Source organism: Vibrio rarus (genome assembly GCF_024347075.1).
GTDB lineage: Bacteria > Pseudomonadota > Gammaproteobacteria > Enterobacterales > Vibrionaceae > Vibrio > Vibrio rarus.
In genome coordinates this window covers 2,708,808-2,724,716 of record NZ_AP024900.1, presented here as the reverse complement: position 1 = coordinate 2,724,716, position 15,909 = coordinate 2,708,808, and the positions used below count along the sequence as shown (strand labels likewise).

The following is a 15,909-nucleotide window of genomic DNA, read 5'->3' as shown; positions in this document are numbered from 1 at the left end:
AATGCAAAAGACAGCAAGATAAACAGAATAGGTGATTAATGAAAGGTAATACAGGATTCAAACGCATCGTTAAAGCAACGGGATACTCTATTCAGGGACTTAAAGCAGCTTTCAAACATGAAGCTGCATTTCGTCAGGAGTTATTATTAGCCGTGATGCTTATTCCTATCGCATGTATTTTGGACGTGAGTCAAACACAACGCATGCTGATGATCATGTCTTTGTTTATTGTTCTTATTGCCGAGTTAATCAATTCAGCGGTAGAGGCTGTAGTGGACCGTATTGGTTCTGAAATCCATGAATTAGCCGGTCGCGCCAAAGATATCGGTTCCGCTGCGGTATTTGTGGCTTTGGCTTTGGTTTTGTACATCTGGGTAGAAGCTCTGTTCTTTTAACTTAAATTTCAGGTTATTAGGGTTAATTGGTTGATTATTTAACCATGCTGTATATACTCACAGTTAACTGTATAAAAGAACAGGTGCCGTATGAGACCCTTAACCCAAAGACAGCAACAGGTATTTGATTTAATAAAATCGAAAATTGAAGATACCGGTATGCCACCAACAAGAGCGGAAATCGCCCGCGAGCTGGGTTTTCGTTCCGCTAATGCGGCCGAAGAGCATCTTAAAGCATTGGCTAAAAAACAAGCCATTGAAATTATTCCTGGGGCTTCTAGGGGTATTCGTATTTTACTTCAAGATAGTGCCAATGATAGTGGCTTGCCGCTTATCGGTAATGTTGCTGCCGGAGAGCCTATCTTAGCGCAAGAGCATATTGAGTCTCACTATCAGGTTGATCCTCAAATGTTCAAACCTAAAGCGGACTTTCTTCTTCGTGTACACGGAGAGAGTATGAAAGATATCGGTATTATGGATGGCGACTTACTAGCCGTACACAAAACCCAAGATGTTCGTGATGGGCAAGTGGTTGTAGCGAGAGTTGACGAAGACGTAACAGTGAAAAGACTGGAACGCAAAGGCTCTACTGTACTATTGCACCCAGAAAATGAAGCGTTGTCTCCAATCAAGGTAGATTTGACACAACAGCACCTGGCAATCGAAGGCATTGCGGTCGGTATTATTCGTAACAGTACTTGGATGTAATTTCAATCTGCTAGAAACTGTGATTCACTATAAGCAGCGCCCATAGGCGCTGCTTTTTTTTGTTTTAAATATTTCAAGGATCATCATGCAATCCCAGCTTTTACGCTCTCTAATGGACCTAAGTTTACATAAAAGGATATTGGTGTTAGCGATACCTATGGTGCTATCCAACATTACGGTACCGCTACTAGGTTTAGTCGATGCAGCAGTGGTGGGGCATTTACAGCACTCTTGGTATTTAGGCGGGGTTGCATTAGGCAGCACAATGATCAGCATGGTGTTTTGGTTGTTTGGCTTCTTGAGAATGTCTACGACAGGGTTATCCGCTCAGGCAAAAGGTGCCGCAGATCCGAGAAAGTTGGCGCTAGTTCTTATTCAAGGAATTTTAATGGCGCTCTCTTTTGCCATTATTTTCCTTATTTTACATAGAAGCATCATTTCATTGGCTCTTAGCTTTAGTGAGGCTAGTGCTAAAGTACAGTTTTATGCCTTAGAGTATTTCGCCATAAGGGCTTGGAGTGCTCCAGCAGCAATGGTGAACTTTGTGTTACTTGGCTGGTTGCTGGGTAACCAAAATGCAAAAGCGCCTATGTGGATGGTGATTGCGACTAACGTTACCAACATTGTATTAGATGTACTGTTTGTGGTGGTGTGGCACTTTGGCGTAGCAGGGGCTGCTTATGCATCTGTTATTGCCGATTATAGCGGTACTGTTGTGGGGCTCTATTTCTGCTATAAAGCTTGGTCTAGTTCAGTAGGACTTAGCTTGCAACAAGTGATGTCGTTAGGGGGCGCTAAGTTATTAACTGGAGTGTCACGGTTTGTACGCCTCAATAGAGACATCTTCTTACGTTCATTGTGCCTTCAGGCCGTATTAGCTTTTATGACATTCCAAGGCGCTAATTTTGGGGATGATGTTGTAGCGGCAAATGCAGTCTTAATGAGTTTAGTTTTGATGGTGTCTTATGCGATGGATGGCTTTGCTTATGCAATCGAAGCTATGGTGGGTAAGGCCATTGGAGCAAAAGATAAAGCTGAACTTTCTCTTTCCATATTAGGCTCCTTTTTCTGGGGTTTAATTGTTTGTTGTGGCTTTGCACTGTTGTTTGGTGCTGGAGGCCGTTGGATAGTAAGCCTAATTAGTGACATTGAAAGTGTCCGAGTGACCGCGGGCGAGTATCTTCCTTGGTTGGCCGTTATGCCTCTTATTTCTATGTGGTGTTATTTATTTGACGGTATCTTTATTGGCGCAACACGTGGTAAAGAGATGCGAAACAGTATGTTTTTTGCTGCGCTAGTATTTTTTGCCCTCTACTTTAGTTTTTCAAGCCTACAAAACCACAGTTTATGGATCGCCATGTTGGGTTTTATGGCAATGAGAGGGGGGACTCTAGGCTGGGTGTTTATCAGGTTATCGAAAAGTGGGCGATTTTTAGATACCGCCCACAGTTAGAAAGTTAAAATAAGCGATTGAGGCCGTTTAGAGCCGCAACTCGATACGCTTCCGCCATAGTCGGATAGTTAAAGGTAGTATTGACGAAGTAGTCGATGCTATTGGCCGGGCCTGGTTGCTCCATAATGGCCTGTCCAATGTGAATTATTTCCGCAGCCCTTTCGCCAAAGCAGTGGATGCCTAATATTTGTTTACTCTCTCTATGAAAGAGGATCTTTAAACTGCCAATATCCTTTCCTGAAATTTGTGCTCGAGCAAGGTGTTTAAAGGAGGCTCTGCCAACCTCATAAGGTACTTTTGCTGCCGTGAGTTCTTGTTCTGTTTTACCAACGGAGCTAATTTCTGGAATGGTATAGATACCTGTGGGGATATCTTCAATCAGTCGCTGTGTGGCTTCTCCCTCCGCAATGGCCTTGGCAACAAATCGCCCCTGATCGTAAGCAGCACTTGCCAAGCTAGGGTAACCAATCACATCCCCGACCGCATAAATATGCTCTACATCTGTTTGGTAGTTACTGTTAATTTTCAGCTGACCACGAGAGTCGGCGACTAACCCTGTTACCGACAGGTTGAGCTTATCGGTATTGCCAGTTCGACCATTAGCATAAAGCAAGCAATCAGCGCGCATTTTCTTGCCAGACTCTAGGTGTACAATAACGCCATCTTGGGTACCCTCTACTTTTTCAAATGATTCACCGTTGCGAATGACAATACCGCTATTCCCAAAGTGATAAGACAGGGCATCAGAGATTTCTTTATCCAGAAAAGAAAGTAATTGGTCGCGAGTGTTTATCAGGTCGGTCTTTACACCTAAGCCGCGAAAAATAGAGGCATATTCACAACCAATAACCCCCGCGCCATAAATAATGATATGCCTTGGCTGGTGGCGTAGGGAAAGTATTGAATCACTGTCATAAATACGCTGGTGGGCAAAGTCGACAGTCTCTGGATGGTATGGACGCGAGCCTGTCGCAATGACAAATCTATCTGCGGAATATTGCTCAATGCGACCATCTTCGCCCGTTACATGCACGGTATTCCCATCACAGAATTGAGCATCACCAAAGATTAATGTGCAATGGTTTCGGTCGTAGAATCCTTGTCTGAGGGTGGTCTGTTTATCAACAACGATTTTTGCGTGGTTTAAAATGTCATCAAAGCTGGCATCTAAACTACGGTTATTTTTACAGAAAAGCGGGTTGTTATTAAATTCAATAAAGCGGCTAACAGCATGTCTGAGTGCTTTGGATGGAATCGTACCCCAGTGCGTGCATCCACCTCCGACACTTTTTTCTTTTTCTATGATAGCAACATTAAAGCCAGCTTTGGTTAACCCCATAGCTGCCCCTTCGCCTCCAGGGCCACTGCCGATCACGATGACATCAAAATGTGATGAAGAACTCACTGAAACCTCCTTGTTTTGTTAACGGTATTTTATACTTTTGTTGCCGAGGGTAAATTAATTAGTCGTGACTAAGTGGGCAGTCTCACAATAAAGATCACTTTGTGGCTAAGGAGGGTTTGCAAATAGAGAACGAGTTATGCTTTATTGAGGCAGGTTTCAAGGTTATGAAAGAATTATGGGCGTTAGGGCAGAACAAAAACAAAAAACACGAAGAGCAATTATCGCATCAGCATTGGGGCAATTATCTGCAGGTCGAAGCTTTTCAAGTATGAGTCTTAGAGAAGTAGCAAGGGAAGCTGGTATTGCCCCTACGTCTTTTTATCGCCATTTTGACGACATGGATCAACTAGGGTTGGTAATGGTTGATGAAGCTGGATTGCTATTGCGTCAATTAATGCGTCGAGCGAGAGAAAGAATTCAAGAAAATCGCAGTGTTATACAAACCTCCATTGAGACCTTCGTCGAGTTTATAGAGACGAACCCTGATATATTTAGGCTATTGTTACGGGAGCGCTCTGGAACATCAGAGGAGTTTCGCTTGGCCGTAGCCAGAGAAATTCAGTTCTTTAGCGCCGAGCTTGCTGATTACCTTAGTACTCAAAAGTTACCTAGAGACCTTGCATCACTACAAGCGGATGCGATTGTCGCGTTAGTGTTCAGCTCTGGAGCCGAGTTTTTGGATATAGAGCCGAGTCAACGGGCCGCTCACAGACAACGTTTGGTTGATCAGGTGAGGATGATCTCTTTAGGTGGAGAAGCGATGAATAAATTTAAGAGCAATAATTAAGGGGGAACCTATGACAGACAAAAAAGAAGCCGTTTCGGGAAAAGCATCACTCTTATTAGCCGTAGTGTGTGGAATGAGTGGTAGTGCACTGTTTTCATCACTAGCGATTGCTAGCTACTCATTTTCGATTTTTCCCGTCATCTGTCTAATTTTAGCAGTGCAGGCCATTTATCAAAATTATTTGAGTAAGCCGGTAAATGAAGATTTTCCATTGTTGGGTTTAGGCAGTTTCTTTATTGGTTTCTTCGGTCATACGGCTTTTATCAAGGCACAATATCCAGATGCAGGCACCAATTTTTTCTCAATCATATTTACTTTAGTTCTTTTGTTGTGGGTAGGTAAAAAATTGGGTTATCTAGGGCGATAAAAAAAGAGCGGCTAGCCGCTCTTTTCTAAATTAAGCTTTTCGCTCAAGGAGTATTCCCATTTCCATGTGGTGGGTATAAGGGAATTGGTCAAACAAAGCATAGCGAGTGATGTTATGTGTCTTACCTAAAATCGCTAAGTTGTCTTTTAGTGTCTCAGGGTTACATGAGATATATAAAATTCGCTCATACCCTTGTACCATTTTGCAGGTACCTTCATCCATCCCAGAGCGTGGTGGATCAACAAATATGGTATTGCAGTCATAACTGCTCAAATCTACATTAGCTTGTTTAAGACGACGGAACTCGCGCTTACCTTCCATTGCGTCGGTAAAGTCTTCTGCAGACATACGAATAATTTGCACATTGTCGATGTTATTCGCTTGAATATTGAATTGAGCAGAATCGACAGAAGGCTTTGCTAGCTCAGTTGCAAGTACGCGATTAAAGTTCTGAGCAAGGGCAAGAGAGAAATTACCATTACCACAATATAACTCTAATAAGTCACCTGTAGATTCTTTGGTGCAATCAACTGCCCATTCCAACATTTTCTCAGCAACATGACCATTAGGTTGAGTAAAGCTATTTTCAACTTGTTGGTAGGTATAAGTATTACCGAAAACGTTAAGCTTCTCGATAACATAGTCTCTATCTAATACTACTTTCATTTTTCTTGCTCGACCGATGAGGTGCAAATTAAACCCTTCATCGTTTAGCTGCTGTTTCAGCGCTTTGGCTTTTTGCTGCCATTCATCGTCAAGTTGCTTGTGATACAGTAGAGAAACTAAAATTTCGCCGCTTAATGTAGAAAGAAAGTCGACTTGGAAAAGCTTATGGCGCAATACGTTATGTTCTTTGAGCGCCTCAACAAGCAATGGCATTAAGTCATTGATTAGGCGACTGGCGACAGGAAAGGTATCAACACGGTACTTTTCGCGAGTTTCCTGATTAAACATGACGTAGTAAAGGTCTTCCCCTTCATGCCAAACACGAAATTCCGCACGCATTCGGTAATGCTGCTCATCAGAAGTAAATACCTCTAATGGTGGCATTGTATATTCGCTGAACATATCTTGCAGACGTGCGGTTTTCTCATTCAACTGTAATTGATAAGAGTCAGTGTTTACATTTTGGTCGACCATTCACTTTACCTAACTTGAAATAAGGAGCGCAGATTCTATACGTATCAGCTCTCAGAGTATAGATTACGTGCATAAGATATTTTGTTATCTAGCGAGACAATAACAACTTAATTTCACGACTATTTTATTTAGATCTAAGATTTGATGGATTAACAATACCGTTAATTTTGATAAAGTAGCCCTTATTAACCTATCTATCCGACAAAGAGCACCCATGCCTGAAACTAGAATCTTGATGTTTGACTCTGGAGTGGGTGGCATTTCAGTCTTTAAAGACATTAAAGCCCGATTACCATGGGTCAGTTGTACTTATGCGTTTGATAACGAAGCATACCCCTATGGAGAACTTGAACAAGATAAATTACTTGAACGAGTAGAAAAGTATGTGAGCTACTTTATCGAAACGCAAAACATCGCTTTAGTTGTGATTGCTTGTAATACGGCTAGTACTGTTGTTTTACCAAAACTCCGCGCAAAATTTTCTGTACCAATTGTAGGGGTTGTACCTGCGATTAAGCCCGCATCCAAAATATCTCACCAGGGAGTGGGCATTATCGCTACGCCCGCGACGGTCACCAGAGAATATACTCGTGATCTGATAAAGCATTTTGCCAGTGATAAAGAGATAAAAATGATCGGCACGACAGAACTGGTTGATATGGCAGAGCAAAAACTACGCGGAGTTAAGGTAGATCTAGTGGCTTTGCAGAAAGTGTTACAACCATTGCAAGGCTGTGTGGATGTGGCGGTACTAGGTTGCACCCATTTTCCATTATTAAGACGTGAGATTGGCCAAGTGCTTGGCCGAGAGGTTGAGTTGGTGGATTCTGGTGAAGCAATCTCAAGAAGAGTGGCATACCTTCTTCAGCAAAATACTAAAGATACCACTGCACCTGTAAATTATGATGCTTACTGTAGTGCTGAGCCCTATGCGAAATCAGCACTACAAATATCATTTACCGAGCTGGGCTTTTCAAAAATTAAGATTCAGCCACTGTAGGATGCTTAGGCTCGTTGGCAATGCGAACTTTAATGGTTCTTTGCATATATTCAAATTCGTTGAGTTCAGCAACCATAGAATCAACGTCTTTATTATCTACTTCTACAAATCCAAACCCTCGACGTTTGCCCGTGCGTTTATCTTTCATTAAACGCACACTGTAAACCACGCCATATTCTTCGAATAATTCCTTAATATGGGATTCACTTGCTTTATAAGAAAGATTACCGACATACAAAGTAGAATGGTCACTATTAGTAGGGGGTGTTTGTTGTGAGTAAGTAGTTTTAGGTTTGGCGGTGGTTTTAGCCGTTGGTTTCTGCCATAGAATGAGTGCAGTAACCACTACACCGATGCAGAATGCGATACCTGGATTGATTTCTATACTAGATACAAGTGCTGAGCCAGCTACTGCAAGGATGATGACAATTAACAGAGACTTGTTTGAGTTCATAATTGGTTTATCACTATATTGGTGAATTGAAGGGTGTGAAATTCATTAACAAAACAGACACATAGATATTACGCGTGGCACAATAATTTTTCCAATTTTATCATGTGTTCAGGCGAAAATAGCTATATGGTAGATTATTGGTTGTTTTCTCAACACTTGAAATAAAAGTTTAAAAAAGCTCTTGCCAATGTGACGCAGGTCTCTATAATGCGCCTCACTGACACGGCATAGCACACAATACTCTGCAGTGTTTCAGTAGGCGAACTAGCCGAACCATTTGAATTTAACTTCACTTAGAAAATTAAATTCAAAAAGTGTTTGACACTGAGGTTCAAATCGCTAGAATGGCCGTCCGCTTGAGAGGCTCCTCACAAAAGGAATCATCAAAAGCACGCTCTTTAACAATTTAAACCTATCAATCTGTGTGGGCACTCGTTGATGATAATCGAAAAGATTTATCAATGAACTGAGTGACCAAAATCAAATTGGAAATCAGCCTTGAGCTGGTTTGTTTTACTACTTTCTTTAAATAGAGAGGGAAAGTGAAAACCAATAAGAGCACAGTCAATTCATTATCGTTCTGTTGGAACGATAATAGCTTTAAAATTACTTCTTACTTTCGAGTAAGGAACAGTTTTGAAGTCAGTATTCATTGAGCCGGTCGCAAGACCAAAAAAACTTTAATTGAAGAGTTTGATCATGGCTCAGATTGAACGCTGGCGGCAGGCCTAACACATGCAAGTCGAGCGGAAACGACAACATTGACCCTTCGGGTGATTTGTTGGGCGTCGAGCGGCGGACGGGTGAGTAATGCCTGGGAAATTGCCCTGATGTGGGGGATAACTATTGGAAACGATAGCTAATACCGCATAATGTCCCTGTTTTTCGAAATGGGAACCAAAGAGGGGGACCTTTTAGGCCTCTCGCTTCAGGATATGCCCAGGTGGGATTAGCTAGTTGGTGAGGTAATGGCTCACCAAGGCGACGATCCCTAGCTGGTCTGAGAGGATGATCAGCCACACTGGAACTGAGACACGGTCCAGACTCCTACGGGAGGCAGCAGTGGGGAATATTGCACAATGGGCGCAAGCCTGATGCAGCCATGCCGCGTGTATGAAGAAGGCCTTCGGGTTGTAAAGTACTTTCAGTCGTGAGGAAGGCATATAAGTTAATAGCTTATGTGTTTGACGTTAGCGACAGAAGAAGCACCGGCTAACTCCGTGCCAGCAGCCGCGGTAATACGGAGGGTGCGAGCGTTAATCGGAATTACTGGGCGTAAAGCGCATGCAGGTGGTTTGTTAAGTCAGATGTGAAAGCCCGGGGCTCAACCTCGGAACCGCATTTGAAACTGGCAGGCTAGAGTACTGTAGAGGGGGGTAGAATTTCAGGTGTAGCGGTGAAATGCGTAGAGATCTGAAGGAATACCAGTGGCGAAGGCGGCCCCCTGGACAGATACTGACACTCAGATGCGAAAGCGTGGGGAGCAAACAGGATTAGATACCCTGGTAGTCCACGCCGTAAACGATGTCTACTTGGAGGTTGTGGCCTTGAGCCGTGGCTTTCGGAGCTAACGCGTTAAGTAGACCGCCTGGGGAGTACGGTCGCAAGATTAAAACTCAAATGAATTGACGGGGGCCCGCACAAGCGGTGGAGCATGTGGTTTAATTCGATGCAACGCGAAGAACCTTACCTACTCTTGACATCCAGAGAACTTTTCAGAGATGAATTGGTGCCTTCGGGAACTCTGAGACAGGTGCTGCATGGCTGTCGTCAGCTCGTGTTGTGAAATGTTGGGTTAAGTCCCGCAACGAGCGCAACCCTTATCCTTGTTTGCCAGCACGTAATGGTGGGAACTCCAGGGAGACTGCCGGTGATAAACCGGAGGAAGGTGGGGACGACGTCAAGTCATCATGGCCCTTACGAGTAGGGCTACACACGTGCTACAATGGCGCATACAGAGGGCGGCCAACCAGCGATGGTGAGCGAATCCCAAAAAGTGCGTCGTAGTCCGGATTGGAGTCTGCAACTCGACTCCATGAAGTCGGAATCGCTAGTAATCGTGAATCAGAATGTCACGGTGAATACGTTCCCGGGCCTTGTACACACCGCCCGTCACACCATGGGAGTGGGCTGCAAAAGAAGTGGGTAGTTTAACCTTTCGGGGAGGACGCTCACCACTTTGTGGTTCATGACTGGGGTGAAGTCGTAACAAGGTAGCCCTAGGGGAACCTGGGGCTGGATCACCTCCTTATACGATGATTACTCACGATGAGTGTCCACACAGATTGATGGTTTAATTTAGTTAAAGTATTAGAGCTTTAATTAATGACTTCGGTTATTGATTAAAGCTTTTTGCTTTATGCTCTTTAACAATTTGGAAAGCTGACGAATATTGTTTGATTAACAATATTCAAATTTAAAAGTTCTCAAATCCTATGTCTCTTGTAGATGTAGGTACCAACACACATTCAAGTGTTCTTGCCTTTTTATTTCCACTTTTTTTAAAAAAGTAGAACAAAAAAGGACATCTACTTTAAGTAGGTGTGTAATTTGAGTCCGGCAAAATCGAATGTTATCTCGCTCATAATAAAGAGATAACGCACCTTGGAAACGTCATACTACGCTGTAGCAAGCGTATTGCGTTAGCAAGACCCTTTGGGGTTGTATGGTTAAGTGACTAAGCGTACACGGTGGATGCCTTGGCAGTCAGAGGCGATGAAAGACGTAATAACTTGCGATAAGCCCAGATTAGGTAGTAATAACCATTTGAGTCTGGGATTTCTGAATGGGGAAACCCACCTGCATAAGCAGGTATCATTAACTGAATACATAGGTTAATGAGGCAAACCCGGGGAACTGAAACATCTAAGTACCCGGAGGAAGAGAAATCAACCGAGATTCCGAAAGTAGCGGCGAGCGAAATTGGATTAGCCCTTAAGCTTTTAATGACACAGACGAAGGCTCTGGAAAGTGCCGCAATAAAGGGTGATAGCCCCGTAGTCGACATGTTGTTTAAAGTGAAATCGAGTAAGGCGGGACACGTGATATCCTGTTTGAACATGGGGGGACCATCCTCCAAGGCTAAATACTACTGACTGACCGATAGTGAACCAGTACCGTGAGGGAAAGGCGAAAAGAACCCCTGTGAGGGGAGTGAAATAGAACCTGAAACCGTGTACGTACAAGCAGTAGGAGCGCCTCGAAGCGTGACTGCGTACCTTTTGTATAATGGGTCAGCGACTTAATTTTAGTAGCAAGGTTAACCGAATAGGGGAGCCGTAGGGAAACCGAGTCTTAACTGGGCGTCGAGTTGCTAGGATTAGACCCGAAACCAGGTGATCTAGCCATGGGCAGGTTGAAGGTTGAGTAACATCAACTGGAGGACCGAACCGACTAATGTTGAAAAATTAGCGGATGACTTGTGGCTAGGGGTGAAAGGCCAATCAAACCTGGAGATAGCTGGTTCTCCCCGAAAGCTATTTAGGTAGCGCCTCGGACGAATACCAATGGGGGTAGAGCACTGTTAAGGCTAGGGGGTCATCCCGACTTACCAACCCTTTGCAAACTCCGAATACCATTGAGTACTATCCGGGAGACACACGGCGGGTGCTAACGTCCGTCGTGGAGAGGGAAACAACCCAGACCGCCAGCTAAGGTCCCAAAGTATAGCTAAGTGGGAAACGATGTGGGAAGGCTTAGACAGCCAGGATGTTGGCTTAGAAGCAGCCATCATTTAAAGAAAGCGTAATAGCTCACTGGTCGAGTCGGCCTGCGCGGAAGATGTAACGGGGCTAAGCTATACACCGAAGCTGCGGCTGCATACTTTGTATGCGGGGTAGGGGAGCGTTCTGTAAGCGGTTGAAGGTGGTCTGTAAGGGCTGCTGGACGTATCAGAAGTGCGAATGCTGACATGAGTAACGATAAAGGGAGTGAAAAACTCCCTCGCCGGAAGACCAAGGGTTCCTGTCCAACGTTAATCGGGGCAGGGTAAGTCGACCCCTAAGGCGAGGCCGAAAGGCGTAGTCGATGGGAAACGGGTTAATATTCCCGTACTTCTTATAATTGCGATGGGGGGACGGAGAAGGCTAGGTGGGCCTGGCGATGGTTGTCCAGGTTCAAGTAAGTAGGCGGGTGGTTTAGGTAAATCCGGACCACTGTTAACGCTGAGATACGATGTCGAGTCGCTACGTGCGATGAAGTCATTGATGCCATACTTCCAGGAAAAGCCTCTAAGCTTCAGATTATAAGGAATCGTACTCCAAACCGACACAGGTGGTCGGGTAGAGAATACCAAGGCGCTTGAGAGAACTCGGGTGAAGGAACTAGGCAAAATGGTACCGTAACTTCGGGAGAAGGTACGCTCTTGGCGGTGAAGTCCCTTGCGGATGGAGCTACTAGGAGTCGCAGATACCAGGTGGCTGCAACTGTTTATTAAAAACACAGCACTGTGCAAAATCGTAAGATGACGTATACGGTGTGACGCCTGCCCGGTGCCGGAAGGTTAATTGATGGGGTTAGACTTAGGTCGAAGCTCTTGATCGAAGCCCCGGTAAACGGCGGCCGTAACTATAACGGTCCTAAGGTAGCGAAATTCCTTGTCGGGTAAGTTCCGACCTGCACGAATGGCGTAATGATGGCCACGCTGTCTCCACCCGAGACTCAGTGAAATTGAAATCGCTGTGAAGATGCAGTGTACCCGCGGCTAGACGGAAAGACCCCGTGAACCTTTACTACAGCTTGGCACTGAACATTGACCCTACATGTGTAGGATAGGTGGGAGCCTTTGAAACCTCGTCGCTAGATGGGGTGGAGGCAATCTTGAAATACCACCCTTGTAGTGTTGATGTTCTAACTTAGACCCCTAATCGGGGTTGAGGACAGTGCCTGGTGGGTAGTTTGACTGGGGCGGTCTCCTCCCAAAGAGTAACGGAGGAGCACGAAGGTGGGCTAAACACGGTTGGACATCGTGTGGTTAGTGCAATGGCATAAGCCCGCTTGACTGCGAGAATGACAATTCGAGCAGGTGCGAAAGCAGGTCATAGTGATCCGGTGGTTCTGAATGGAAGGGCCATCGCTCAACGGATAAAAGGTACTCCGGGGATAACAGGCTGATACCGCCCAAGAGTTCATATCGACGGCGGTGTTTGGCACCTCGATGTCGGCTCATCACATCCTGGGGCTGAAGTCGGTCCCAAGGGTATGGCTGTTCGCCATTTAAAGTGGTACGCGAGCTGGGTTTAGAACGTCGTGAGACAGTTCGGTCCCTATCTGCCGTGGGCGTTGGAAGATTGAAGGGGGCTGCTCCTAGTACGAGAGGACCGGAGTGGACGAACCTCTGGTGTTCGGGTTGTCATGCCAATGGCATTGCCCGGTAGCTAAGTTCGGAATCGATAAGCGCTGAAAGCATCTAAGCGCGAAGCGAGCCCTGAGATGAGTCTTCCCTGGCACTTTAAGTGTCCTAAAGGGTTGTTCGAGACTAGAACGTTGATAGGCAGGGTGTGTAAGTGCTGCGAGGCATTGAGCTAACCTGTACTAATTGCCCGTGAGGCTTAACCATACAACACCCAAGGGGTTTTGATGGACTCAAAGAAAGAACAGATTGAATGTGTATATAGACTTTTAAATAGCAGTTTTCCGAATTATTAATATCTGCGTTATGCGGGTATTACAAAATTTGCTTGGCGACCATAGCATTGTGGACCCACCTGATTCCATGCCGAACTCAGAAGTGAAACACAATAGCGCCGATGGTAGTGTGGGGCTTCCCCATGTGAGAGTAGGACATCGCCAGGCTTTAATTTCGACTTATCTCGTAAGAGGTGAGTCACCATAAAGCTCTAATTTATTTAGAGTTTTATGTTGACTTTAACGGTCAGTCGCGTATTATATGCGACCTGCTTAGGTGCTAAGGCATCAAAAGCACGCTCTTTAACAATTTAAACCTATCAATCTGTGTGGGCACTCGTTGATGATAATCGAAAAGATTTATCAATGAACTGAGTGACCAATACAATGATTTTTAATCATTGGCACAGTCAATTCATTATCGTTCTGTTGGAACGATAATAGCTTTAGAATTACTTCTTTATTTATAAAGAAAGAGTTTTGAAGTCAGTATTCATTGAGCCGTTCTTCGGAACACAAAAACTTTAATTGAAGAGTTTGATCATGGCTCAGATTGAACGCTGGCGGCAGGCCTAACACATGCAAGTCGAGCGGAAACGACAACATTGACCCTTCGGGTGATTTGTTGGGCGTCGAGCGGCGGACGGGTGAGTAATGCCTGGGAAATTGCCCTGATGTGGGGGATAACTATTGGAAACGATAGCTAATACCGCATAACGTCTACGGACCAAAGAGGGGGACCTTCGGGCCTCTCGCTTCAGGATATGCCCAGGTGGGATTAGCTAGTTGGTGAGGTAATGGCTCACCAAGGCGACGATCCCTAGCTGGTCTGAGAGGATGATCAGCCACACTGGAACTGAGACACGGTCCAGACTCCTACGGGAGGCAGCAGTGGGGAATATTGCACAATGGGCGCAAGCCTGATGCAGCCATGCCGCGTGTATGAAGAAGGCCTTCGGGTTGTAAAGTACTTTCAGTCGTGAGGAAGGCATATAAGTTAATAGCTTATGTGTTTGACGTTAGCGACAGAAGAAGCACCGGCTAACTCCGTGCCAGCAGCCGCGGTAATACGGAGGGTGCGAGCGTTAATCGGAATTACTGGGCGTAAAGCGCATGCAGGTGGTTTGTTAAGTCAGATGTGAAAGCCCGGGGCTCAACCTCGGAACCGCATTTGAAACTGGCAGGCTAGAGTACTGTAGAGGGGGGTAGAATTTCAGGTGTAGCGGTGAAATGCGTAGAGATCTGAAGGAATACCAGTGGCGAAGGCGGCCCCCTGGACAGATACTGACACTCAGATGCGAAAGCGTGGGGAGCAAACAGGATTAGATACCCTGGTAGTCCACGCCGTAAACGATGTCTACTTGGAGGTTGTGGCCTTGAGCCGTGGCTTTCGGAGCTAACGCGTTAAGTAGACCGCCTGGGGAGTACGGTCGCAAGATTAAAACTCAAATGAATTGACGGGGGCCCGCACAAGCGGTGGAGCATGTGGTTTAATTCGATGCAACGCGAAGAACCTTACCTACTCTTGACATCCAGAGAACTTTTCAGAGATGAATTGGTGCCTTCGGGAACTCTGAGACAGGTGCTGCATGGCTGTCGTCAGCTCGTGTTGTGAAATGTTGGGTTAAGTCCCGCAACGAGCGCAACCCTTATCCTTGTTTGCCAGCACGTAATGGTGGGAACTCCAGGGAGACTGCCGGTGATAAACCGGAGGAAGGTGGGGACGACGTCAAGTCATCATGGCCCTTACGAGTAGGGCTACACACGTGCTACAATGGCGCATACAGAGGGCGGCCAACCAGCGATGGTGAGCGAATCCCAAAAAGTGCGTCGTAGTCCGGATTGGAGTCTGCAACTCGACTCCATGAAGTCGGAATCGCTAGTAATCGTGAATCAGAATGTCACGGTGAATACGTTCCCGGGCCTTGTACACACCGCCCGTCACACCATGGGAGTGGGCTGCAAAAGAAGTGGGTAGTTTAACCTTTCGGGGAGGACGCTCACCACTTTGTGGTTCATGACTGGGGTGAAGTCGTAACAAGGTAGCCCTAGGGGAACCTGGGGCTGGATCACCTCCTTATACGATGATTACTCACGATGAGTGTCCACACAGATTGATATGGTTTAGAAAGTAAGAGAGTATTTTACGAAATAACCTTCGGTTATTTTGTGAAAAATTGGGTCTGTAGCTCAGCTGGTTAGAGCGCTCGCCTGATAAGCGGGAGGTCGGTGGTTCAAGTCCACTCAGACCCACCAATTTTTCCTTATACTGCGTTAGATTATTCGTTGTGTACTGATGTACACGGCCTCACAATCTGCCTTGTCTAAGAAAAAATACTAAGATGGGGCTATAGCTCAGCTGGGAGAGCGCCTGCCTTGCACGCAGGAGGTCTGCGGTTCGATCCCGCATAGCTCCACCATCTTTAAGTGTTCTTTTGAAGAATCTTTAAAAATGGTTACTTAATAGTAATTATGCTCTTTAACAATTTGGAAAGCTGACGATAAATAATGTGATTTCATTATTTATCAAATTTAAAAGTTCTCAAATCCTAGTGATTCTTTTTAAGTAAAGAGT

Annotated in this window: 9 protein-coding genes, 2 tRNA genes and 4 rRNA genes; 12 read left to right on the top strand and 3 right to left on the bottom strand. The window is 45.3% G+C overall.

The window, feature by feature from the left end; translation table 11 throughout:
- Positions 1-38: 38 nt before the first annotated feature.
- The 3 genes from OCU56_RS12420 (at position 39) to dinF (ending at position 2,556) form a co-directional block, all read left to right on the top strand.
- Positions 39-395, top strand: a complete 357-nt coding sequence (locus tag OCU56_RS12420) for a diacylglycerol kinase (protein WP_261873481.1) — start codon at positions 39-41, stop codon at positions 393-395.
- A gap of 90 nt (positions 396-485) precedes the next feature.
- Positions 486-1,103 carry a transcriptional repressor LexA gene (gene lexA, locus OCU56_RS12415; RefSeq protein ID WP_261873480.1) on the top strand — a complete coding sequence of 206 codons (618 nt, stop codon included), beginning with the start codon at positions 486-488 and terminating at the stop codon, positions 1,101-1,103.
- An 85-nt stretch (positions 1,104-1,188) separates the two neighbouring features.
- Positions 1,189-2,556 carry an MATE family efflux transporter DinF gene (dinF, locus tag OCU56_RS12410; protein ID WP_261873479.1) on the top strand — a complete coding sequence of 456 codons (1,368 nt, stop codon included), beginning with the start codon at positions 1,189-1,191 and terminating at the stop codon, positions 2,554-2,556.
- 4 nt (positions 2,557-2,560) lie between these two features.
- Here dinF and sthA read toward each other — a convergent pair whose 3' ends face one another.
- Positions 2,561-3,961, bottom strand: coding sequence for a Si-specific NAD(P)(+) transhydrogenase (gene sthA / locus OCU56_RS12405; RefSeq protein ID WP_261873478.1), 1,401 nt, complete (start codon positions 3,959-3,961; stop codon positions 2,561-2,563).
- Positions 3,962-4,136: 175 nt separating this feature from the next.
- Between sthA and fabR the strand changes: the two genes are divergently transcribed.
- Both fabR and OCU56_RS12395 read left to right on the top strand, forming a co-directional pair.
- Entirely contained in the window at positions 4,137-4,748 is a 612-nt protein-coding gene (gene fabR, locus OCU56_RS12400) for an HTH-type transcriptional repressor FabR (protein ID WP_261873477.1), read from the top strand.
- Between the two features lie 10 nt (positions 4,749-4,758).
- A complete protein-coding gene (locus tag OCU56_RS12395; RefSeq protein ID WP_261873476.1) occupies positions 4,759-5,115 on the top strand; it encodes a YijD family membrane protein in 357 nt (118 codons plus the stop codon).
- A gap of 30 nt (positions 5,116-5,145) precedes the next feature.
- Here OCU56_RS12395 and trmA read toward each other — a convergent pair whose 3' ends face one another.
- Positions 5,146-6,255 carry a tRNA (uridine(54)-C5)-methyltransferase TrmA gene (gene trmA, locus OCU56_RS12390; RefSeq protein WP_261873475.1) on the bottom strand — a complete coding sequence of 370 codons (1,110 nt, stop codon included), beginning with the start codon at positions 6,253-6,255 and terminating at the stop codon, positions 5,146-5,148.
- Between the two features lie 214 nt (positions 6,256-6,469).
- On the opposite strand from trmA, the gene murI reads away from it, so the two are divergent.
- A complete protein-coding gene (murI, locus tag OCU56_RS12385) occupies positions 6,470-7,255 on the top strand; it encodes a glutamate racemase (protein WP_261873474.1) in 786 nt (261 codons plus the stop codon).
- Here the strand turns inward: murI and OCU56_RS12380 are convergent.
- Positions 7,236-7,709, bottom strand: a complete 474-nt coding sequence (locus tag OCU56_RS12380; protein WP_261873473.1) for an RNA recognition motif domain-containing protein — start codon at positions 7,707-7,709, stop codon at positions 7,236-7,238. The genes murI and OCU56_RS12380 overlap by 20 nt on opposite strands.
- Before the next feature lie 681 nt (positions 7,710-8,390).
- Here OCU56_RS12380 and OCU56_RS12375 point away from each other — a divergent pair.
- From OCU56_RS12375 to OCU56_RS12350, 6 genes are all read left to right on the top strand, one after another.
- Positions 8,391-9,960: ribosomal RNA gene (locus OCU56_RS12375) — 16S ribosomal RNA — on the top strand.
- 416 nt (positions 9,961-10,376) lie between these two features.
- Positions 10,377-13,266 (top strand): 23S ribosomal RNA (locus OCU56_RS12370).
- 120 nt (positions 13,267-13,386) lie between these two features.
- Positions 13,387-13,502 (top strand): 5S ribosomal RNA (rrf, locus tag OCU56_RS12365).
- A gap of 357 nt (positions 13,503-13,859) precedes the next feature.
- A 16S ribosomal RNA gene (locus tag OCU56_RS12360) occupies positions 13,860-15,414 on the top strand.
- The 16S, 23S and 5S rRNA genes sit together here with 2 tRNA genes alongside, the layout of an rRNA operon.
- A 99-nt stretch (positions 15,415-15,513) precedes the next feature.
- A tRNA-Ile gene (locus tag OCU56_RS12355) sits at positions 15,514-15,590 on the top strand.
- A gap of 88 nt (positions 15,591-15,678) precedes the next feature.
- Positions 15,679-15,754 (top strand) — tRNA-Ala (locus tag OCU56_RS12350).
- Positions 15,755-15,909 lie beyond the last annotated feature (155 nt).